General features: G+C 30.0%; 20 protein-coding genes. 10 read left to right on the top strand and 10 right to left on the bottom strand.

All coding sequences use genetic code 11. The features are described 5' to 3' along the window. Window positions 1–117: 117 nt before the first annotated feature. Entirely contained in the window at window positions 118–2,739 is a 2,622-nt protein-coding gene (locus NOVO_08045; GenBank protein AIL65939.2) for a hypothetical protein, read from the top strand. A gap of 330 nt (window positions 2,740–3,069) precedes the next feature. Here NOVO_08045 and ctaG read toward each other — a convergent pair whose 3' ends face one another. From ctaG to ccmE, 3 genes are all read right to left on the bottom strand, one after another. Beyond that, a complete protein-coding gene (ctaG, locus tag NOVO_08040) occupies window positions 3,070–3,585 on the bottom strand; it encodes a Cytochrome C oxidase assembly protein CtaG (GenBank protein ID AIL65938.1) in 516 nt (171 codons plus the stop codon). Window positions 3,586–3,848: 263 nt separating this feature from the next. Next, entirely contained in the window at window positions 3,849–4,790 is a 942-nt protein-coding gene (ctaB, locus tag NOVO_08035; protein AIL65937.1) for a Protoheme IX farnesyltransferase, read from the bottom strand. A 121-nt stretch (window positions 4,791–4,911) separates the two neighbouring features. Continuing rightward, window positions 4,912–5,331 carry a Cytochrome C biogenesis protein CcmE gene (gene ccmE, locus NOVO_08030; protein AIL65936.1) on the bottom strand — a complete coding sequence of 140 codons (420 nt, stop codon included), beginning with the start codon at window positions 5,329–5,331 and terminating at the stop codon, window positions 4,912–4,914. Between the two features lie 277 nt (window positions 5,332–5,608). On the opposite strand from ccmE, the gene qorA reads away from it, so the two are divergent. From qorA to NOVO_07985, 8 genes are all read left to right on the top strand, one after another. Beyond that, on the top strand, window positions 5,609–6,580 hold the full coding sequence (gene qorA / locus NOVO_08020; protein ID AIL65935.1) for a Quinone oxidoreductase 1: 972 nt from the start codon (window positions 5,609–5,611) through the stop codon (window positions 6,578–6,580). Between the two features lie 26 nt (window positions 6,581–6,606). After that, window positions 6,607–8,676 (top strand): Methyl-accepting chemotaxis protein, encoded by a 2,070-nt coding sequence (mcpB, locus tag NOVO_08015; protein AIL65934.1) that lies wholly within the window; start codon window positions 6,607–6,609, stop codon window positions 8,674–8,676. A 537-nt stretch (window positions 8,677–9,213) separates the two neighbouring features. Further along, a complete protein-coding gene (gene ribD / locus NOVO_08010; protein ID AIL65933.1) occupies window positions 9,214–10,314 on the top strand; it encodes a Riboflavin biosynthesis protein RibD in 1,101 nt (366 codons plus the stop codon). Between the two features lie 9 nt (window positions 10,315–10,323). Further along, window positions 10,324–10,932 (top strand): Riboflavin synthase alpha chain, encoded by a 609-nt coding sequence (gene ribE / locus NOVO_08005; GenBank protein AIL65932.1) that lies wholly within the window; start codon window positions 10,324–10,326, stop codon window positions 10,930–10,932. Further along, window positions 10,925–12,145: a Riboflavin biosynthesis protein ribBA gene (gene ribBA / locus NOVO_08000; GenBank protein AIL65931.1), complete on the top strand. Its 1,221-nt coding sequence runs from the start codon at window positions 10,925–10,927 to the stop codon at window positions 12,143–12,145. The genes ribE and ribBA overlap by 8 nt, the downstream gene beginning before the upstream one ends. Further along, a complete protein-coding gene (gene ribH / locus NOVO_07995; protein ID AIL65930.1) occupies window positions 12,135–12,575 on the top strand; it encodes a 6,7-dimethyl-8-ribityllumazine synthase in 441 nt (146 codons plus the stop codon). The genes ribBA and ribH overlap by 11 nt, the downstream gene beginning before the upstream one ends. Before the next feature lie 4 nt (window positions 12,576–12,579). After that, a complete protein-coding gene (locus tag NOVO_07990; protein AIL65929.1) occupies window positions 12,580–12,981 on the top strand; it encodes a Riboflavin kinase in 402 nt (133 codons plus the stop codon). 80 nt (window positions 12,982–13,061) lie between these two features. Then, window positions 13,062–13,481 (top strand): hypothetical protein, encoded by a 420-nt coding sequence (locus tag NOVO_07985; GenBank protein AIL65928.1) that lies wholly within the window; start codon window positions 13,062–13,064, stop codon window positions 13,479–13,481. A 1-nt stretch (window position 13,482) separates the two neighbouring features. Here the strand turns inward: NOVO_07985 and NOVO_07980 are convergent, their stop codons facing one another. Further along, on the bottom strand, window positions 13,483–13,797 hold the full coding sequence (locus NOVO_07980) for a hypothetical protein (protein AIL65927.1): 315 nt from the start codon (window positions 13,795–13,797) through the stop codon (window positions 13,483–13,485). A 255-nt stretch (window positions 13,798–14,052) separates the two neighbouring features. Between NOVO_07980 and pyrE the strand changes: the two genes are divergently transcribed. Further along, the gene (pyrE, locus tag NOVO_07975; GenBank protein AIL65926.1) at window positions 14,053–14,640 is read left to right on the top strand and encodes an Orotate phosphoribosyltransferase; all 588 of its coding nucleotides are present in this window, start codon (window positions 14,053–14,055) and stop codon (window positions 14,638–14,640) included. On the opposite strand, the gene NOVO_07970 is transcribed toward pyrE, so the two are convergent. The 6 genes from NOVO_07970 to NOVO_07945 all read right to left on the bottom strand — a co-directional run bounded on the left by NOVO_07970 (window position 14,632) and on the right by NOVO_07945 (window position 22,109). Next, window positions 14,632–15,657, bottom strand: a complete 1,026-nt coding sequence (locus tag NOVO_07970; GenBank protein AIL65925.1) for a hypothetical protein — start codon at window positions 15,655–15,657, stop codon at window positions 14,632–14,634. The genes pyrE and NOVO_07970 overlap by 9 nt on opposite strands. Window positions 15,658–16,364: 707 nt before the next feature. Then, window positions 16,365–17,501 carry a Chaperone protein DnaJ gene (dnaJ, locus tag NOVO_07965; GenBank protein AIL65924.1) on the bottom strand — a complete coding sequence of 379 codons (1,137 nt, stop codon included), beginning with the start codon at window positions 17,499–17,501 and terminating at the stop codon, window positions 16,365–16,367. A 12-nt stretch (window positions 17,502–17,513) separates the two neighbouring features. Next, on the bottom strand, window positions 17,514–19,424 hold the full coding sequence (gene dnaK / locus NOVO_07960; protein ID AIL65923.1) for a Chaperone protein DnaK: 1,911 nt from the start codon (window positions 19,422–19,424) through the stop codon (window positions 17,514–17,516). A gap of 124 nt (window positions 19,425–19,548) precedes the next feature. After that, window positions 19,549–20,265 (bottom strand): tRNA (guanine-N(1)-)-methyltransferase, encoded by a 717-nt coding sequence (gene trmD / locus NOVO_07955; GenBank protein AIL65922.1) that lies wholly within the window; start codon window positions 20,263–20,265, stop codon window positions 19,549–19,551. A gap of 18 nt (window positions 20,266–20,283) precedes the next feature. After that, on the bottom strand, window positions 20,284–21,483 hold the full coding sequence (locus tag NOVO_07950) for an Ankyrin repeat protein (protein ID AIL65921.1): 1,200 nt from the start codon (window positions 21,481–21,483) through the stop codon (window positions 20,284–20,286). A 2-nt stretch (window positions 21,484–21,485) separates the two neighbouring features. Then, entirely contained in the window at window positions 21,486–22,109 is a 624-nt protein-coding gene (locus tag NOVO_07945; protein ID AIL65920.1) for a hypothetical protein, read from the bottom strand. Window positions 22,110–22,210: the final 101 nt, after the last annotated feature.

Below are 22,210 nucleotides of genomic sequence, written 5' to 3'. Positions count from 1 at the left end.
TTAATATATTTATTTACCTAAATATATTTCTTAAAAAAAATTAATAATTTTTATTGTGATAAAGCTAAAAATATGTTAATAAATATTAACTGTTTATATTTCGTGAGGTATGATAAAATGTTAAATGATCCAAAAGTTTTAATAGAAAATGTTAATCAATTCCAACTTTCTCTTGTAGAAACGCTCGATACTGCTAAGAAACTTAATAATACAATTGCAGATGCCTATAAATTAACATCAAATGCATATAGAGCAGACTTGCCAAAATCTCAACAATTAGCATCTAAACTACTGGAAACATTAAATAGTTACTCAGATTTTATTCAGAACAATGAAGTCTGCTCGAACTCTTCAAAAGAAGTAAATATTGAGCTATCGCATATTGAAGAGCAGCTTAATAAATTATTATCTATATTGGAAAGCAATCCTCTTTTTTCAAAAAATGAAGTTGAAACTACGCTTTCTAAAGTAAATACCCTTGCTTCTAAAGAAGAAATCAAAAATGAATTCTCAAATGTAGTTAAGTTAATTCAAGAACTTGCTCAAAATCATGATAACTCTTCAAGTGATATTAAAGATATTATCACTAAAATTACTACCCTTGCTTCTAAAGAAGAAATCAAAAATGAATTCTCAAATGTAGTTAAGTTAATTCAAGAACTTGCCCAAAATCATGATAACTCTTCAAGTGATATTAAAGATATTATCACTAAAATTACTACCCTTGCTTCTAAAGAAGAAATCAAAAATGAATTCTCAAATGTAGTTAAGTTAATTCAAGAACTTGTCCAAAATCATGATAACTCTTCAAGTGATATTAAAGATATTATCACCAAAATTACTACCCTTGCTTCTAAAGAAGAAATCAAAAATGAATTCTCAAATGTAGTTAAGTTAATTCAAGAACTTGCCCAAAATCATGATAACTCTTCAAGTGATATTAAAGATATTATCACTAAAATTACTACCCTTGCTTCTAAAGAAGAAATCAAAAATGAATTCTCAAATGTAGTTAAGTTAATTCAAGAACTTGCTCAAAATCATGATAACTCTTCAAGTGATATTAAAGATATTATCACTAAAATTACTACCCTTGCTTCTAAAGAAGAAATCAAAAATGAATTCTCAAATGTAGTTAAGTTAATTCAAGAACTTGCTCAAAATCATGATAACTCTTCAAGTGATATTAAAGATATTATCACTAAAATTACTACCCTTGCTTCTAAAGAAGAAATCAAAAATGAATTCTCAAATGTAGTTAAGTTAATTCAAGAACTTGCCCAAAATCATGATAACTCTTCAAGTGATATTAAAGATATTATCACTAAAATTACTACCCTTGCTTCTAAAGAAGAAATCAAAAATGAATTCTCAAATGTAGTTAAGTTAATTCAAGAACTTGTCCAAAATCATGATAACTCTTCAAGTGATATTAAAGATATTATCACTAAAATTACTACCCTTGCTTCTAAAGAAGAAATCAAAAATGAATTCTCAAATGTAGTTAAGTTAATTCAAGAACTTGCTCAAAATCATGATAACTCTTCAAGTGATATTAAAGATATTATCACTAAAATTACTACCCTTGCTTCTAAAGAAGAAATCAAAAATGAATTCTCAAATGTAGTTAAGTTAATTCAAGAACTTGCCCAAAATCATGATAACTCTTCAAGTGATATTAAAGATATTATCACTAAAATTACTACCCTTGCTTCTAAAGAAGAAATCAAAAATGAATTCTCAAATGTAGTTAAGTTAATTCAAGAACTTGCCCAAAATCATGATAACTCTTCAAGTGATATTAAAGATATTATCACCAAAATTACTACCCTTGCTTCTAAAGAAGAAATCAAAAATGAATTCTCAAATGTAGTTAAGTTAATTCAAGAACTTGCTCAAAATCATGATAACTCTTCAAGTGATATTAAAACTATACTTAATCACTTCCAGAAATTTACAGCTGAAAAATTTAGTAATTTAGAAAAACTATTAGATAATATTTTACAACATGAAAACATCAATACTAAGATAATTCTAAACCATATTGAAAATTCAACACAGAAATCAGATGAAGTAAATCATGAACATTATCTAGATATACAAGACCAGATCACCTACTATGCCAATAAAAATGAAAAAGCACTAGAAAATATATATAAAGTTTTGATGAGTTTTGCAGAAAAGCAAATGAGTTCCGAAGAAAAACAAATGAGCTTGGAACTTAAAATAGAAGAAACAATGCATAATTCTCAAGACATGTTTGTTGCTATTACCAATATAGCAGAACATCTTTCTAAGGAAATAATAAATAATCACTATGAAACAACTCAAAAACTAAAAAACCATATAGATAATCCTCCTATCAATAAAACTACAGCAATACCATCTCCTGGTCCTTCCCTTGCAGCAGAGCCAATTGCTCCACAAGAGAGCTATCTATCCGTAGCAAAGAAATACGGGGTATTTAGCATTGATATTCATAATTCTTATGATAGCAAATTTAAATTATCAAATTTCATCTCTGGAAAAGATAAAATTAAACCTATATGGATGCATGCAGGTTCTAGTAATCATAATCATTTATTTACCAAAGTTGTAAATTGTGGTCATTCTAATAAGAATACAGATCTCGAAATATGCTATGATAATGACATTACAACATTATCTAATAAATTTGCTCATTTTAAAATAGAAGCTATAGGTAAAATTCTACCTACTGATATTATTATACAACATTAACAGTTTATTGTTATACTGCAGTAATTTAAATATTTCTTGCTATTTAGACTAGAAAAAACGAGTTGAAGTGTACAAAGAATATAAAAACTAGGGACGACAACATCCCTAGAGTTCTTAGCACCTAATTTTGTAAAGAGCCTGTTTTTATAGGCTTTCGAGCGAAAATTATAGTTTGATTTGCAACAATATCGTTTATATGGTAAAAATCAAGCTATCATTTGCAGACAAAAAAATTAAAAAGGATTTATAACAATTAGGTGCTAAGAAACCTAATACAAGGTAAAAGGCTATAACTATCTAATTTGTTATAATATCAAAATATATTATAAATTATTGTTTAAAAAAGGTATAAGAAAGAGTAATAGCAGTAACATCTTCTAGATAAGGATCTTTTTCAATCTCAGGATCAATATAGAAAGATACAGGCATTAATATCTCCTGTCCTGGAAGTAATAATTGTTGCTCAAAGCAAAAACATTGTATTTTATTAAAATAGGCACCAGCTTTATGGGGAGTAACATTATATATAGCCATACCGGTTATAGGCTTATTAGATAAATTTTTTGCCATATAAAAAACTAAAGTATTTTCACCAGTCTTCACTGCCACTTCATATTGCTTAGGCTTAAATATCCAAGGCAAATCTTTATCTACATTAGCATCAAATCTTACTTTAATCGTTTTAGTGCCTATCACATGAGTAGGTTGCGTATTAATTTTGGCTGTTCCCGCAAACCCAGTAAGTTTACAAAATAAGCTATAAATAGGTACCGAAGCATAAGTAAGCATCAACATCCCAGCTACTAGCATAAGTAATGACAAAGCTAGTTTACCATTTGAGTTCATAATTAGGTAATACTAAATTTAATTATAGAAATATAGAATAATAGTATTATCAGGCACAATAATATAGCTAACGTAACACAATTTTTATATTTCTTTTGCTTATGTAAATTATTGATTGGCATTTTTTATATTCCCTTATCATTAATTGGTAAATATAGCTTTTTAGCTTGTTAGTTGGTAAGTTGTCGTTCCTTGTCTTATGTACTATTTGTACAATTCACCTCATCTCTTCTAGCCTAAATAACAAGTTAATTTTCTATAGGTTAGTACTGATAATACACGCCTTCTATTATCATTGTAAAAAATATCATAAATAAGTATAATATTGAAAATCCAAAAGTTTTTTTAGCATAATAATAACTATTATCACTATATGACATAACTACATAATATAAAAATAGTATATTAAGCAATATAGCTACTATTAAATATGTGAAATGAGTAAACCATATAGCAGGTAATAAAGATGCTATACTTAATATAACTGTATATATTATAATTTGTCTTTTAGTGATTAATTCTCCATGCGTGACTGGCAACATCGGCACTTTTGCTTTTTTATAATCGTCTGCTTTATATAATGCTAAAGACCAGAAATGAGGTGGAGTCCAAAAAAATATAATCATAAATAATATAAATGACTCTACAGATACATTACTAGTCACCGCTGCCCATCCAATCATTGGTGGAATAGCACCTGCTGCACCGCCAATTACAATATTTTGTACTGTGCGACGTTTTAAATACATAGTATATACTAAAACATAAAATAAAATCGCTATCGTTAATAAAAAGGCTGATAATAAATTTACTGCAATAGCCATTATTAAGATAGAGAATGCAGCTAATAATATACCAAACTGTAATGCATCATCAGGATGTATAATACCACGTGGTATTGGCCGATTCTTCGTGCGCTCCATAATCATATCTATATCACGGTCATACCACATATTAATAGCTCCGGCAGCCCCAGATCCAAGAGCTATACATAAAATTGTAACTAATGCTATTAATGGATGTATACTACCAGGAGCTAAAAATAAACCTGCAGCTCCAGTAAAAACTACTAAGGACATTACACGTGGTTTTAGTAAAACAAAATAATCCCTAACCTGGGACTCAACTTTATGCTCAGTACTAGATAAATATGCAGAATTTGGGTATAGTTTATCATTGGTTAAAGCCATTTGATTTGGCAACATTATTATTACTCATTAAGATTAAATTTTTTAAACTACATTAAAAATGTAAAATACTCAACAAAGAATAATTATAACATATATTAGTATAAGGCTATATATTGTTAATGGTCCCATATATAATTTACTTAATATCTTGTAATTTACCTAACTCCTTAGGAACATAATTTTCATCATGCTTTGTTAATAATTCACTTGCTTCAAATATACCATTTACTTGTAATTTGCCCTTGGCAACTATTCCCTGCCCTACCCTAAATAATTTAGGTAATATACCTTTATAATGTACTATCACATTTTTTTTATTATCAGTAATAGTAAATATATGTTCGGTGCTACCGTTATAATGTTTAATACTACCCTCAACTACTAGCCCTCCCAGCCTTATTACTTTATTCTCTACCGATTCATAATTTTTTATCTCACTAGGGGTAAAGAAAAAAGTAATATTATCTTTTAACTGAAATAATATTATAGCAACTCCTAGAATAATTGATAAAATAGAGACACCAATAGTAAAAATACGCTGTTTTATATAATTCATACATTTACTGCCTATTCTTTGAACCAGCTTTTTTTAACAAGATAACCTTATTAAACTCTTTTTCCTTATTTTCTAACTCTTTCCATGCTGTTATTCCTAATGAAGCCATTATAATAAACCATAATAGATAGGCACTTAGTATGTAATAAAAATACTCACTCATAATAAATTAGACAACTGTTAACAATATTTTAAGGTAAAGATTGTATTAATATTCTTATGAATATAATAGACTATATTCATATAATAACTTATTATATATAACAATGTAATATTTATGGCAAAAGCTATTATAATTGAAAATACAGGTTCTCCTAGTGTTTTAAAATTCAAAACAATCAAGGATACTAAGCCTCCAAAGGGTATGGTTCTCATAAAACATACTGCTATAGGTATAAACTTTATTGATGTATATTATCGGAATGGTTCTTATTCTCTACCTAAGCTACCTGCTATCTTAGGTTTTGAAGCATGCGGTTATGTAGAAGAAATAGGAGAAGGCGTAGAAGGTATAACAATAGGAGAGCGCTATGCATATGCGACTGCACCAATGGGATCTTATTGTGATACTCGTATTATAGATCCTCAATATTTAATTGCAGTTCCTGAAGGTATATCCGACGAACAAGCTTCTTCCACATTATTTAAAGGACTTACTGCCCACTATCTATTGCGCAGAACATTTTTTGTAAAACCTGACGATAAAATCTTAATCCATGCAGCTGCCGGAGGGGTTGGCCAATTATTATGTAGTTGGGCGCGATTCTTACGTGCTACAGTAATAGGCACAGTTGGCTCTGAAGAAAAAGTAGAAACAGCCCTAAAAAATGGGTGCCACCATGTAATTAATTACAATACTACTGATTTTGCTAAAGAAGTTAATAATATTACAGAAGGGCAAGGAGTAGCCGTAGTTTATGATTCTATAGGTAAAAATACCTTGCTTAAATCTATAGAATGTTTAAGCAATTTCGGCCTACTTGTGAGCTTTGGACAGTCCTCAGGTATGCCAGATCCTATAGATTTGTCTGTGTTAAGCCCAAAATCTCTTTTTATTACAAGACCTTCACTTTTTAACTATAAATCTGATAGAATGGAGCTAATATTAAGTGCAAATGAAATTTTTGAATTATTAAAAAGAAATATATTGGCTTGTAATATAAACAAATATAACTTTGATAACGTTATACAAGCTCATCAAGATTTAGAAGAACGAAAAACTCAAGGTTCTTCTGTGCTTATAGTATAAGTATAATTTGATATGAGACTTAAACAGTGACAAATAATAAGATAAGGCAGTCAAAGTTTTCCGTAACCATCTCTAAACAATTAACTGTCAATATAATTTTGTTTATTATTGTTATTACATTATCTACATATTTTTTACTTAAACATACTAATGAAGAACTAAAACTTTTTAATGAAGAATTACAAGGATTAGGTACCAATCATAGGTTACTGCAACTATTAATTGATTTAACTGAACATTCTATCTTAAAACTCCAATATGATTATGGTACGCAAGATACAAAAGAGGAATTAGACCAGAAAACATCTGAAATCGAAACAAAAATTTCTGCTTTATTTAATGAATATGCAAAGTTAAACCCTTCCACACCCAAACTTGGCGATACAGTAAAAGAACAATGGCATAAGATAATAAATGATAAATTCGATAACATTAATGATTATGAAAAGCTTTATATTCCTTTATTAAAAGAAATTAAAGAAGCAATAAATTACGTAGGTCTTTCTTCAAAGTTAACTTTAAATACTGAAATAAATTTATACTATTTAAGCTATGCAATTTTATATACTATACCCTACAATTTTGAATTATCTACTCTTATCACCCATAATATGTATCCTCTATATATACAAAAGACACCTTTAGATAGCGCACATAAACAAAAACTTATTATTAACACCAATTTTTTGGAAAAGCTCAGTCATAAGGTATATAAAGAATTAAATACAGTAATGTATAATGATTTGTCCCCCGAAGTAAGAGATAATCTTTCTAAGGATATGATAAAATATCATAATGCATTAAGTGTTTTTCTTAAATATACTAACCAAAGTTTAACTGATACAAGTAATATAAAAGCTGAAGTATTTTTAATGTCATATTATGATGTTAAGCAAGCCTCATATAACTTATATATAGCTAGTATATCTGCTTTACAAGAACTACTATCAAATAAGCTCAAATCAAGAAAACAAATCTTTTTCAGAATATTATTTAGCAATATAGCTATACTTATTTTTGGTATAATTAGTTACCAAGTAATTAAATATAATATTATTAAACCTATGAGTAATTTACATCATGTAATGTTAAATTTAGCTGATAATAACTTAAACACCTATGTTCCCTACCAAAACAAATATAATGAAATTGGAGACATGGCAAGAGCTTTAGAATTATTTAAACAAACTGCTATTAAAGTTGAACAAATGGCCTCTACTCAATATAAGGAGAGTGTAGAAAAAGAAAAACGTAATCAACTACTTAAAGAACAAATTAATAATTTTGATCATAGAGTATCAAAGATTTTAGAAATATTTAGTTTTGCTATTTCAAAACTTATAGAAAAAGTTAATACTGTTTCTAATTCAGCCAATATTTCTAGTCAAAATGCAAATGAAGTAGATCATATCTCGAAGACTGTAATACAAAATGTTTCAATAGTAGAATCTTCTACTGATTATTTAATTTCCTTAATTTCAGAAATGTCAAATCATATTGGTAGTTCTAATACAACGGTTCATACTGCAGTAAAAAGCTCAAATGAAGCAGATAATATTATTAAAAAATTGGAAGAAAATGGTAGAAAAATTGGTAATGTAGTCAATATTATATATAGTATTACTCATAAAATAAATTTGTTAGCTCTTAATGCTACCATTGAGTCAGCTAAGGCTGGTAAAAGTGGTAAAGGTTTTGCTGTTGTAGCATCAGAAGTCAAAAATCTTGCAAAACAAGCCTCTCAATCTACCGATGAAATTGCAGGTTATATTAGAGAAATTCAACTTATTAGTACTGAAGTAATTAATACTTTGGAATATATATCAAATGCCATCAATGACATAAAACAAGTATATGCTAGCCTCACTGATAATCTAGATCATCAAAATTCTGCGACAACTGATATTGCACATATTATGCAACTTGCTTCTGGTGATGTACAAAAACTAGGGAATAATATAGAAGTCTTAAATAATACTGCTAATGATACTAATCATTGTTCTAAAGAATTATTAGAAGTTTTACAAGATTTAATAAATCAATCTGCCCAATTAAAAACTGAAATTATAGATTTTTTAGCTAGCATGAGACATTAATTTATATAATTAATTAATATACCCTAGTTGTATAGTTTTTCTCAAATACGAATATAGTAAATTATTTTTATCACATATTACACTTGATATTTAATATTTTTTGTTATACAATGTAACATTATCTTCAGGGCAGAGTACAATTCTCTACCGGCGGTATTTTACAGTTGTTTAATAAACTTACTTGTAAAGAGCCCGCGAGCTTTACTAGGGTTTCTTAGTATAGCAGATCTGGTCTAAGCCAGAGCCGACGGTCATAGTCCGGATGGAAGAAGAGAATAATAATAAAAGAATGTTTTTAATATAAAAATAGTAACCATATTAATAATTTTTGTGATTTAAATTCAATTTGAGCGCAGGTAATATATTCTAATAGAATTATATCATACATAAATACCAAGCTATATCGTTAGCTCAAATTATAATGTTATTATTACACATTTATTAAGTATATTACTTTTACATAAACCGATAATATTCCTCTATATATTTTTCCTTGTCCTTGAGAATGTAATTAAATAATTTTCTTACAGGAACAACATGACTCATCATAGAAAAAAAATGTTACAAGCTTTAAAATTAGCTAGATATGGTAACATTACAACTTCTCCAAATCCTATGGTTGGATGTATTATTGAAAATCATGGTCAAATAGTTGGAGAGGGATGGCATAAATTTTCTGGCGAAGATCATGCTGAAATCATTGCATTAAGGCAAGCTGGACATCTAGCCAAAGGTGCAACAATGTATATTAATTTAGAACCATGTAACTATTTTGGCCTCACACCTCCCTGTACTCACTCCATTATCAAGGCAGCAATTAAAAAGGTATATGTAGCAATTAAAGATCCCAACCCGTTAGTAGCAGGTAAAGGACTTGATCTATTAACGCAAGCAGGGATTGAAATAGAGGTAGGTTTATGCTCAGAAGAGGCAACTAAACTTAATAAAATATATCTTCATTATATAACTCAAAAGAGACCTTATATTATATGTAAATGGGCGATGTCATTAAACGGCAAAATCACCACAGGCTATGGTGAAGAAAAATGGATAAGCTGCTCCAAAGCCCGCGAACATACACATAATATACGCAAAAGCTGTGATGCAATATTAATAGGTTCAAACACTGCTTTAATTGATAATCCTAAACTTACCTATCGTAATAAAGAACCTATAGATAGACATCCAACTAGGATAATTTTAGATACTAAAGGTAAACTACCTCTTAGTTTAAATATTTTTGATCCAGCATTGCCAGGAAAAACTATTTTAGTTACAACTAATTTATGTAATCAAAATTACTTAAAATCCCTAACACAAAATAATATTGAAACCCTAATTGCAGAAACAAACCATTTAAACCAAATCTCATTACCAAATTTACTTGATCAATTAGGTGCTTTAAAAATATCGAGCCTACTAGTCGAAGGAGGCGCAGAAGTACATACTAGCTTTATTAATGCAGGATTAGCGAATGAGGCATTAATATATGTAACACCTAAAATTATCAACCATCCACATGCTCTTAATTTTATAAATAATAAATTCATTTTGGAATCTTCTATAGATTTCAATTTTACTTCCATCAAACAAATCAAAAACGATTTGCTTTTAACTGCTGAATTTACCAATCAATAGGAGTAATTTATGTTTTCAGGGATTGTTGAAGCTACTGGACTCATTACTAACATAATAAAAAATAATACTGATATTACCATGTCAATATCTTCAACCTTAAGCCAAGAACTTAAAAGGGGTGATAGTATAGCAGTGAATGGATGCTGCCTAACTGTGATTAATATAGATCAGAATTCTTTTAGCGTACAAATTATTAAGGAAACGATTGATAAAACTAACTTGAAATATTTAAATATTAATTCTCTAGTGAATTTAGAGCAATCGATTACCTTGAATCAGCGTATAGGTGGGCATTTTGTCCAAGGGCATATAACTAATGTAGCAAAAATTACCTCTATTAAGCAAATGGGAGATTCTAAGCTAGTATATTTTAACTACCCAAAAGAACTTACTCCTTACATAATACATAAAGGTTATATTACTATAGATGGCATGAGCATTACCGTTATAGATATAACTGACAGTTTATTTTCAGTTGCTTTCATACCTTATACTATTTCTCATACTATTGTTAATTTATACACTTTAGGTACGTTAGTGAATTTAGAGATTGATATTATTGGCAAATATATTGAGAAATTTATTAACCATATTAAAATAGGTACACAGAATGGATAAAATAGAACATGCACTCAATAGCTTGTCTAAAGGGCAAATGATTATTATTACCGATGATGAGAAAAGAGAAAATGAAGGAGATTTAGTAGTTGCAGCTGAAAAAATTACTCCTGAATCCATAACCTCTATGGCTCATAATGGTGGAGGCTTAATATGTTTATCTATGACTCAAGCCAAGCTAACCGCTCTTGGTATACCTCTGATGGTGCCTATAACAAAGAACAAAGATCAAAAAAAAACTGCCTTTACCATCAGTATCGATGCGGCTCAAGGCATAACCACAGGTATTTCAGCTGCTGACCGAGCCAAGACCATACAAATTGCCATAGATGATAATAGTACAGCAGGTGATATTATAATGCCTGGTCATATTTTCCCCTTGCAAGCTCAAGAGGGGGGAGTTCTCGAAAGGCGCGGCCACACAGAAGCAAGTATAGATTTAGCTATAATGGCTGGGCTTAATCCTTCAGCAGTTATATGTGAAATAATGGGCCAAGATGGCAATATGCTAAGGGGTAAAAAACTTCAGGAATTTGCAGCAAATTTTGATTTACCAATCATTGCAATAGAAGAAATTGTTAATGTAAGACAAAAAGAGCTTCGTGGTTACGGCATTTCGTCTATTTCTCCAACTATTAATTTACCTACTACCTATGGGATATTTCAGTCTTTTTCATTTACAACAATAGATGATGATAAAGAACATTGTATATTAATGAAAAATATACATAAAACAAAATTTCCTCTGGTACGCATTCATTCTGAATGCCTCACAGGAGATGTTTTTAAATCTTTAAGATGTGACTGCTCTTCACAACTACATTTTTCTTTAGCTCAAATTCAAAAAGAAGATAGTGGGATAATAATATATTTGCGCCAAGAAGGCAGAGGTATAGGATTAATCAATAAACTACGAACTTATGCTTTACAACAACATGGTTTTAATACTGTCACTGCTAACCAGGCCATAGATTGCCCTGTAGATAACCGCGATTATAGTGCTGCTCAAAATATCTTAAAATATTTAAAGATAAAATCTCTCCGACTAATGACTAATAATCCTGAAAAATTAAACTCCTGTAGCCAAATATGGAAAAATAATAATTTGGTCCGGGTCCCCCTTTCTTCTACAATCAACCCTTATAATAGGCACTACTTATCAACCAAAATCAATCAACTTAATCATTTAATGGTATTAGAAGATGAGTATTAAAATTGCAATAATAGTAAGTAAATTTAATTTAACTATAACAAGAAAACTATATCAATCTACAGTCAAAACCTTGAAATCTTTAGATCTCAAAGATAATCAAATAAATACTATATGGGTTCCAGGAGCTATAGAAATTCCAATTACCGCTAAATACTTAGCTTTAACAAAACAATACCAAGCTATCATATGTCTTGGCGTTGTAATAAAGGGCGAAACAAGCCATTTTGAATATGTATGTTCGCAGGTCAGTTATGGATGTCAAAAGCTTGCCTTAGAATATACAATCCCTATTATCTTTGGCATTTTAACTACCTATAATATCGAGCAAGCTTTAGCACGAGTTCGAGGGAAAAAAAATAAAGGTGTGGAGTTAGCAAAAACAGCATTAGAAATGATTAATGTGATACATAAAATCAAAGATATGCCGTAAAATTATGATATCTAAAAAAATCTTGATTAAAGGTAAATCTTTTAAAGGTAATCAGCTGGGACGTAAAATAGGCTTTCCTACCATCAATCTATTACCTCCTCCAAATATAATTCTGCCTAAATTTGGCGTGTACGCAGCTAAAACACATCTTAATAACAAAGTTTATAGGAGTATAATAAATATAGGTATTAGACCTTCAATTAATTTAGGTACAGAAAAAATAATAGTTGAATCTCATATTTTTGGCGAAGTAGAACAAGATTTATACGATATTTTGATTAGTGTAGAGTTATTCCACTTCATTAGAGAAGAAAAGAAATTTGATAATTTAGAAGAATTAAAAACTCAAATTGCTAAAGATTGCTCTTATGTAAAAACTTTATTTCATAGTTTTTACAACCTATAGTTGTGTAAATTTATTGACTATCAACCATAAGTATTTTACCATTTATAGTATGTATTCCTATCTAACTTCGAAGTAATATAATGATTTTAGTCTTTTTCATTGCTATATTTTTATACATACTTATAAATAACTTTTATAACCAAAAAGTATTATTATTCAAATATTCTACTACTATTATCGTTATGCTTTATACAGTATATGAAATAGAGTTTTTAACTACTAATCTTGACTTAAGTAAAAGTGAAAATATAAATTGTCTAAGATATAAACATAAAACCTTATATAAATTACTTTCTCAATTAAAGAATATAAACTTTACCCACACAAAAAAATTAGATGAGATAATCAATCTTTTAAAAAATACCATTGATATTTATTTTGTTAACAGCCAATCTTTACAATTTAAGTTCAAATATAAAGGATATTTTCGTAATTATATAAATAAATTAAATAAATTAAAAAATATATTAAAATTCTATAATAATCTATATTTAGACTAGATTAAAGCCCTAAACACTGTAAAAATTCCCTTAAATTTGCAATTTTAGGAGAACAAACTCTTGAAACTTCAACCAACATTTTTAAATTTTCTGTTATAAAATTTTCTATTTTACCCAAAAGACCAGATTCACTAAGACCTTTCAAAGCATAATAAGTTGCGGTTATGGCAGGAATACAAATAATTAAATACCATCGTGATAAAATACCTAATACAAACGGAGAAAAATTTTTAAACTGAGCACTATTAAAAAAGGCATCTATACGTTTAAAAAGCTCAATCAAATATGCAATCACGGTTACCTCTTTATAATTCATAATAGTATATTCAGATTACTATAAAATAAGTTCTGAGTCCAAAGCAATTTATATTATCATAGAAATTTTTAAAAAAATAATGACTTTCAATCAATTTCGTGTTAGATTGCCACGCGTTATAACAAATTAAGTTGTATTTGAGACGAAGAGCGATAAGCTAAGCCTACAATTAGGAGGAGAGCTTTGAGCTAACTGCGTTCGCAAGTTCAAATCAATTTACTATAGAACTAATAAATATTTACACATATTAATATAATGGATCAACAAGCAATTATTAAAGAATTTGAAGACGCACAGGCTATACTTAGAGGACATTTTATTTTATCTTCAGGTTTACATAGCGATACATATCTTCAATGTGCTCGTGTATTAATGAATGCAAGTAGAGCTGAAAGGTTGTGTAACGCCCTTGCAAAAAAAATCGTTAACTCTTTATCTAATATAAATTTTGACATTATAGTATCTCCAGCTATGGGAGGGGTAATAGTTGGCTATGAAATGGGTAGACAACTTAATATACCGTCAGTTTTTTGTGAGAGAGCAAATGGTGTATTTGCCTTAAGGAGAGGCTTTAATATACCGAATAACGCTAATGTTCTGATAGTAGAAGATGTTCTAACAACTGGTAAATCCTCCAAAGAAGCGTTTACATGTGTAGAAGAAAACGGCGGAAAAGTAGTAGCAATAGCTTCACTTATAGATAGAAGTAATGCTCCTCTTAACCTTGAGGTACCCTTTATATCTCTTTTAAGAATAGAGGCAAAAACTTATGCAGAGGAAACATTACCAGCTCATTTAAAAAATATGGAAGCAACAAAACCAGGAAGTAGAAATTTAGCCTAGTTTTTCTAAATTATGAGATATTTTATTATTTTTTAACATGTTTAATTCTTTAGTATCAAATATTCTTTCTGCTATTTTTTTACCATATTCCTTATGATAATCATACTGGTATAGCCAAGAACCCCAATAACGTTTATTTTCATCATGAGATAAAAAATATAATATATCATCTTTTGTTATAACTAGCTGTTCTTCTGATGTATATCGTAAATATAATAATGATAATATAGCTTGTTCATGTAAATGAATCAAAAATTTTTTAACATCTTCTTTAAAAATTACATTCGGTTGTTCAGTAACAATGCGTGGATCTCTGCTATATTTTAACCATTGCTGAATAAACTCACGATTTTTTTGATTATTGACTAATAAAACTACTGATGCACATAAATGCAGTGCATTATAACATTCTTCTCGATCACAATCCATTAGCACATAGGCATCTCTTTTTACAAAATGATAATTTTTAGCATGAGATGTATGTAATTTAATTTTTCCTTCGGCAGACATTCCATTATATACAAGTACTCTATTGTATTTTTTAGTAAGTTCTACTAACAAACTTAAATCATTTTTTATATGATAATCACCATCTAAATATAAAATTATTTCTCCTTCTGGCAATCTGCGCATTGCATCAAGAATAATATAAGGCTTCCATAACCAATAACCTGCACCACGTTTTTTTTCTAGTATAAACTTATTATCCATATAAAATTTGTGATCAAGATCTTGAGGACTATAGGTAAAAATTCTGTCAATACCATAATCATGCGCTGATTGATTTTGGAGCTCACGATTTGAATATTGTACTAATCCGCCCCCAGCATAGTTTACTAAAGTAATCTGATCAATTTTTTTAAAGGCAGTACCAATATGATTTTTTATAGCTTTATATTCAAATAATGCGTCATAATATATAATTATTAAATATATATATACTGATAAAAGCAATATCACTAATATCATTAGTGCATCAAAACTTTTGATTAATCTATTCGTAAACCTTGCTATCATTTATATTACTATATAAATATTTTGTTAAACGTTTAACATGTTACCTTATTTATATTAAGAAATAATTAATACGTTTATTGTTAGAAGAGAGCAATATATTTTGAACAAATATAGAGTAAAGGTGATTTAAAATAGTACTAGAAGAGGATTTATCATGAAACTTAAGTTAAAAACCAAAAGTATAAAAATATAGTAAATTGACTTTAATCTAGGATGTAGTTAGCTCAAAATTTTCCTACTATTTGCAGGCTTCGCTTATCACTCTTATAGCAAAAACAGTTTAAGTTTGATACAAGGAATGAGGAGCACATCCTACTAATTGCTAGGTGAATATTGATCGACACCGCATGAAAATTCAAATGTTTTTACTATAGTCCCATATACAACTTAGTTTACTGATAGGTAATAATAATTTTGGCTAATATACTATAGTTTCTTGATTTAAATTAACATATGCGTCACTCTTCGCTAATCTAACAAAAACTAGGTTTCTCTCATCATGCTTATCTGCTAAGGAAGCTGAAAAAACTATAATAGCCATATTTCTTACATTCATCACCTTTTGTACAATCTGATTGTCACCTTTGAATTCTAATGCATTAGGTAAATCTTAGAGTAGTATTTTAAGTATGATGAAGATCTAGGAGCATCGGCACTCACTAACCACGGAAAATTAATTTAAATTAAAAATTATATAAAACTAGATATTACTCCTTTAGTTCTCCCCAAAAATCTTTAACTTTTTGAAAAAAGCTCTCAGATTTAGGGTTAGATTTACCACTATCTTCTTTATTAAATTCCTCTAATAATTCTTTTTGACGAGAAGTCAAATTAACTGGTGTTTCTACAAGTACATGCACATACATATCTCCTCTATTTTTAGAGCGAACAATAGACATACCTTTACCTTTTAATCTAAATTGATCACCGGTTTGTGCACCAGATGGTATAGTAACTTTTGTTTTAGTACCCTCAATAGTTGGTACTTCTATATTACCGCCGAGTGCAGCTATAGCCATTTTTAGTGGAATTTTACAATGTATATTTGCACGTTCGTCAACTGTAAAAAATGGGTGAGGTGCGATAGTAATAAATATATAAAGATCACCAGCTGGCCCCCCTCTTACTCCTGCTTCACCTTCCCCAGCAAGCCTTATACGCGTACCATTTTCTACCCCCGCAGGAATTGATACCACAAGGTTTTTCTCACGATTTACTCTACCAGCCCCAGAACATATTCTGCAAGGATTTTTAATCGTTTTACCCATACCATTACAAGTAGGACATGTTCTTTCAATAGCAAAAAAACCTTGCTGTGATCTAATTTTACCAGATCCTCTACAACTACTACAAGCAGCTGCTTCTTGCTTATCTTGGCTACCAGTAGCATTACAAGTATCACATTTTAACATTGTAGAAAATTTAATGCTTTCCTGTTTACCATGAAAAACTTCTTCTAAGGATACATTTAAATTATATCTTAAATCAGCACCCCTAACGCGATGAGAAGCATTGGAAGCGGCACGACCAGCTCCCATAAAATCTCCAAAAAAGTCGCCAAATATATCAGATATATCTTCAAAACCAGCAGCACCAGCCCCTGCATTACCTGCACCTTGTTTAAAAGCATTATGACCATATCGATCATAAGCAGCTCTTTTCTGCTCATCTTTTAATATATCATAAGCTTCATTAACTTCTTTAAATTTACGCTCTGCTTCTTTATTACCTGGATTTAAATCCGGGTGATACTTCTTTGCAAGTTCACGATAAGATTGCTTAATCTTATCGCCACTTGCATCACGTGCAACTCCAAGTATTGTATAATAATCTGTAGTAGACATAACCCTATATTATTAATTATTTTTATCTTTTACTTCTTCATATTCCGCATCTACCACTTTGCCTTCACTTGTATTACTATCATTAGAAGCATTAGTAGAAGAAGCACTATCATCAGCTGCATTTGTTTTATACATATGCTCACCCATTTTCATAGATACTTCCATCAAAGCTTGAGTTTTATCCTGAATAAGCTGTAACTCATTTCCATTTATTACACCTTCTAGATCCGATATTGCTACTTCAATATTAGCTTTGTCTGAATCTGGTATCTTATCACCATGTTCTTTTAAGCTTTTCTTAGTAGAATGTATCAGACTATCAGCATGATTTTTTGCCTCTACAAGTTCTCTGCGCTTTTTGTCTTCACCGGCTTTACTTTCAGCCTCTTTGACCATACGTTCAATTTCATCATTTGCCAAGCCACCAGAAGCCTGAATTTTTATCTGTTGTTCTTTTCCTGTAGCTTTATCCTTGGCTGAAACATGCACTATACCATTAGCATCTATATCAAAAGTAACTTCAATCTGAGGCATACCACGCATAGCTGGCGCAATACCCTCCAAATTAAACTGACCAAGTAATTTATTGTCAACAGCCATTTCCCTTTCACCCTGGAATACTCTAATAGTTACAGCTGATTGATTATCTTCAGCAGTTGAAAAGACCTGGCTTTTCTTAGTTGGAATAGTGGTATTACGCTCAATAAGACGTGTAAAAACACCACCTAAAGTTTCAATACCTAAAGAAAGAGGTGTTACATCAAGCAATAATATATCCTTTACCTCACCAGTTAATACACCCGCCTGTATAGCAGCACCAAGTGCTACCACTTCATCAGGGTTAACTCCTCTATGAGGATCACGACCAAAGAAACTTTTTACTGTTTCTATTACTTTAGGCATTCTGGTCATTCCACCTACAAGTACTATCTCTTGTATATCGCTTGCTTTTAAACCAGCATCCTTTAAAGCTTGTTCACAAGGTTTTATAGTTCTGCTAATTAGATCATCCACAAGACCTTCTAATTTAGCTCTGGTAATTTTCATATTTAAATGTTTAGGACCACTAGAATCTGCAGTTATATAAGGCAAATTTATTTCTGTTTGCATTGCACTGGAAAGTTCAATTTTTGCCTTTTCTGCTGATTCTTTTAATCTTTGTAAAGCTAAAGGATCTTTTCTTAAATCTATATTATTTGTAGCTTTAAATTCATCTGCAATATAATCTATTATTCTAGCATCAAAATCTTCCCCACCTAAAAATGTATCACCATTTGTAGATTTTACTTCAAATACACCATCACCTGTCTCTAAAATAGATACGTCAAAAGTACCACCACCCAAATCATATACAGCTATAGTTTTTGTTCCAGATTTATCAAAACCATATGCAAGCGCTGCTGCAGTCGGTTCATTGATAATACGCAATACATCGAGGCCAGCTATCTTTCCTGCATCTTTTGTAGCCTGACGCTGTGCATCATTGAAATAAGCTGGTACAGTAATAACTGCTTGGGTTACTTTTTCTCCTAAATAATTCTCTGCAGTTTCTTTCATTTTTTGTAAAATAAAAGCACTAATTTGACTAGGAGAATATTTTTGTCCACGTAGCTCCACCCAAGCATCTTTATTATCAGCTTTTATAATCTTATAAGGTACTAAATTAATATCCTTTTGAGTCGTAGGATCATCGTAAGTACGACCTATTAACCTTTTCACAGCAAAAATCGTATTATCATGGTTAGTGACTGCTTGTCTCTTAGCAGGGTCACCTACCAACCTTTCCCCAGAAGAAGTCTCTGCTACTACCGAAGGAGTAGTTGCTCTACCTTCCGCATTAAAAATAACTTTAGGATCTTTACCATCCATTACAGCAACACATGAGTTAGTAGTACCCAAGTCAATACCAATAACTTTACCCATTTTTCCTCTCTATTACAAAAATTACTTTATTAAATTATTCTATTACAAACCAGATGATACTTATATAGGTATCTATTTTTTGTATACAAGTACCGAACTAAATTATTAGTGGTATTTTTTAATATTAATCCAAATTAATATTGTATTTTTTCCATAAATCCGGCCTTCTATTAGCTGTAATTTCTTGAGCTTTTTTAAAACGCCATTGTTCAATTACTTGGTGATTACCTGATAATAATAGTTCTGGTACAGTTCTATTTTTCCATATATTTGGCCTAGTATAATGTGGATACTCCAATAAATATTCATATTCATTTTGACCAAAACTTTCTTGACTAAGCGCTAAATCTTTACCTAATACCCCTGGCAATAATCTAACCGCTGAATCAATCATATTCATAGCAGCTAATTCGCCTCCTGACAATATAAAATCACCTATACTAATTTCTTCAATATTATATTCTTCAATAACGCGTTCATCAATACCTTCAAATCTGCCACATATAATTAATATATGCCTATAATCTAATAATTCTCTTATTTTCTGCTGAGTCAATAATTGCCCCCTAGGAGACATATAAAACATTTTTTGTGCAAACGATGCACTTTCGATAGCCTTACCTAGGATGTCTGGTCGCATAACCATACCACTTCCACCACCAAAAGGTCTATCATCTACTGTTCTGTGTGGATTTTCTGCAAAATCTCTAATATTACGTAAATCTAAATTCCATATACCTTTTCGTAAAGCGCTTCCTACCACCGAGTAGCCAAGTGGCCCAGGAAACATTTCTGGGAAAAGAGTTAAAATTGTAACTTCCCAAGAGTTTTTTGCCATCATATATTCTGTACTAAGCTATTAGGATAAAAGCTGAATTAAAGAGGTATCACCTTTTTTAATAGCATAATCAAGAGGGGTATTACCAATATAATTACGTATAGATGGATTAGCTCCCATTACAATCAAGGCATTTGCAATATCATAATACCCTTTTACTACAGCTATATGTAATGCTGTAGAACCTTCTGCGTCTATATCGTTAACATTAGCACCTTTAGCTAATAATAACCTTACTACATCTACTTGTTCCATTAAAGTAGAATATATCAATAGAGTTTCTCCATGTTTATTTTTAGTATTAATAGATATATAATTATTATTTATTAAAGCACGTATACCATTTAAATCACCTCTTACAATAGATTCAAAAGCCATATCCTTGTATGAATCACTTTGAATAGGCTCTGAAAGATGCCTATTATCTTTATTATTAGCAGATATCAAGCTTGCATCATAAGATTTGGCCACTTTATAATTTATCTTTAATAATTTATTAATAAAATTTGCGTTCTCGCTATTAGTTACTATATGCTTGACCTTATTCTTTAATTGTTTACGTTGTTCATCAGTTAAACTTTGATCATCATAATATATAGGCGCAATATCATATGGTATATTAGTATCATCCGCTAATACAGATGATATTTCTTGTTTTAAAAATTCCTCTGAATCTTTTCGAATTTTCGTTTTGTCCTCAGATACTATCTTCTTAACAGAAGGATTAGTTTGTTTAAAAACTTTTGGCGCCGTTTCTTTTATCTCTGGTAAGCTATTTTGAACTTTTGTTTGATTACTTTGCGTATTATCAGATGTATTTGTCTTCTTATCTGATGTTTTTTGATCTACTACCTTTTCATCAGGTGTTTTTTGTTCTACTTTTTTTGACGAATCCGCGGCAGATTTTTCTGTATTTGTATTATGATCATTAACTAAACTACCAATATTTATATTATTATTCCATGGCGTAAAGTCCGTTGTATTATATTTAATAGGCGAATCTTGTGACGATGATTTTAATACTTTACTATTAGAACCATTCAAACTTGGTGATGAAGGAGAAGCACTTATATTATTAATATTTTGTTCATTAGACGATAGTGTATTTTCTTGGTTGGTAATGGCTGGAGTATTGGATAGCTGCTGAGCCATTAATCCAATATCACTATATAAAAATATAGCCAATATAATAACATTCCTAAGCAATCGCAGTATTTTCATAATCAATCTTCATCTTTAGGAATTAACTTCTGTACTTCTTTTTCTACAATATGTTTTACTATACTAGGTAAATTACTATCTAACCATTCTTTTAAATATGGTTTTAAAATTTCAATAATTAAATCTTCTAATGAGGTACCGTTTCTAAAAGACAATCCATCTGATAAAGGTTTACTTACTGTACGCACCAGATTCTTTAAGGTTTCAGACGTTTCCGCAACTGTTTCCTCAGAAAGCATCACATTCTTAGGAGATTTATTTAAAGATTCTAATGATTTGCTATCTTGATTTTTATTAGTCATTATCTGTGTTTCATCATTGCCTATATTATTCTGAGATAATTTTAAATCTTGCTTTCCTTTTTTGACCTCTAATTGATTTGAATTTTCTTCTATTAACTCATCTTCGCTATTTCCAGAAGTAGATTGATTATAAATTCCTTTTTTATCTTTAATATCTACACCTTCTTCTAATTGAATACTATTTTTTTGGTTATCTATTTCACCATCCTGTACTATTTCAGTTAGTTCTAATACATCTTCCTTGCTATTATCTCCAGTGATGACTCCTTTAATAGTTTGCAGAATTTGTTCTACTGATACCGCTTGCTCTCCAATATTTTTCATTTCAAACCAAAGTTAAGTTATTATTTTAGTAATTATACCAACAGTTTTAATAAATAGCATATTATATTAATACTATAAACACATTTTATATCACAATGTGT

The sequence above is a fragment of the Rickettsiales bacterium Ac37b genome, from assembly GCA_000746585.2.
In the GTDB taxonomy this organism is placed as follows: domain Bacteria; phylum Pseudomonadota; class Alphaproteobacteria; order Rickettsiales; family Arcanibacteraceae; genus Ac37b.
This window is presented reverse-complemented; position numbering and strand designations above follow the sequence as displayed.

What these genes read in the sequence shown, in the direction of transcription:
- NOVO_08045 (AIL65939.2), top strand. Translation starts at nt 118, where the DNA reads ATGTTAAATGATCCAAAAGTTTTAATAGAAAATGTTAATCAATTCCAA.
- ctaG (AIL65938.1), bottom strand. Translation starts at nt 3,585, where the DNA reads ATGAACTCAAATGGTAAACTAGCTTTGTCATTACTTATGCTAGTAGCT.
- ctaB (AIL65937.1), bottom strand. Translation starts at nt 4,790, where the DNA reads ATGTTGCCAAATCAAATGGCTTTAACCAATGATAAACTATACCCAAAT.
- ccmE (AIL65936.1), bottom strand. Translation starts at nt 5,331, where the DNA reads ATGAATTATATAAAACAGCGTATTTTTACTATTGGTGTCTCTATTTTA.
- qorA (AIL65935.1), top strand. Translation starts at nt 5,609, where the DNA reads ATGGCAAAAGCTATTATAATTGAAAATACAGGTTCTCCTAGTGTTTTA.
- ribD (AIL65933.1), top strand. Translation starts at nt 9,214, where the DNA reads ATGACTCATCATAGAAAAAAAATGTTACAAGCTTTAAAATTAGCTAGA.
- ribE (AIL65932.1), top strand. Translation starts at nt 10,324, where the DNA reads ATGTTTTCAGGGATTGTTGAAGCTACTGGACTCATTACTAACATAATA.
- ribBA (AIL65931.1), top strand. Translation starts at nt 10,925, where the DNA reads ATGGATAAAATAGAACATGCACTCAATAGCTTGTCTAAAGGGCAAATG.
- ribH (AIL65930.1), top strand. Translation starts at nt 12,135, where the DNA reads ATGAGTATTAAAATTGCAATAATAGTAAGTAAATTTAATTTAACTATA.
- NOVO_07990 (AIL65929.1), top strand. Translation starts at nt 12,580, where the DNA reads ATGATATCTAAAAAAATCTTGATTAAAGGTAAATCTTTTAAAGGTAAT.
- NOVO_07985 (AIL65928.1), top strand. Translation starts at nt 13,062, where the DNA reads ATGATTTTAGTCTTTTTCATTGCTATATTTTTATACATACTTATAAAT.
- NOVO_07980 (AIL65927.1), bottom strand. Translation starts at nt 13,797, where the DNA reads ATGAATTATAAAGAGGTAACCGTGATTGCATATTTGATTGAGCTTTTT.
- pyrE (AIL65926.1), top strand. Translation starts at nt 14,053, where the DNA reads ATGGATCAACAAGCAATTATTAAAGAATTTGAAGACGCACAGGCTATA.
- NOVO_07970 (AIL65925.1), bottom strand. Translation starts at nt 15,657, where the DNA reads ATGATAGCAAGGTTTACGAATAGATTAATCAAAAGTTTTGATGCACTA.
- dnaJ (AIL65924.1), bottom strand. Translation starts at nt 17,501, where the DNA reads ATGTCTACTACAGATTATTATACAATACTTGGAGTTGCACGTGATGCA.
- dnaK (AIL65923.1), bottom strand. Translation starts at nt 19,424, where the DNA reads ATGGGTAAAGTTATTGGTATTGACTTGGGTACTACTAACTCATGTGTT.
- trmD (AIL65922.1), bottom strand. Translation starts at nt 20,265, where the DNA reads ATGATGGCAAAAAACTCTTGGGAAGTTACAATTTTAACTCTTTTCCCA.
- NOVO_07950 (AIL65921.1), bottom strand. Translation starts at nt 21,483, where the DNA reads ATGAAAATACTGCGATTGCTTAGGAATGTTATTATATTGGCTATATTT.
- NOVO_07945 (AIL65920.1), bottom strand. Translation starts at nt 22,109, where the DNA reads ATGAAAAATATTGGAGAGCAAGCGGTATCAGTAGAACAAATTCTGCAA.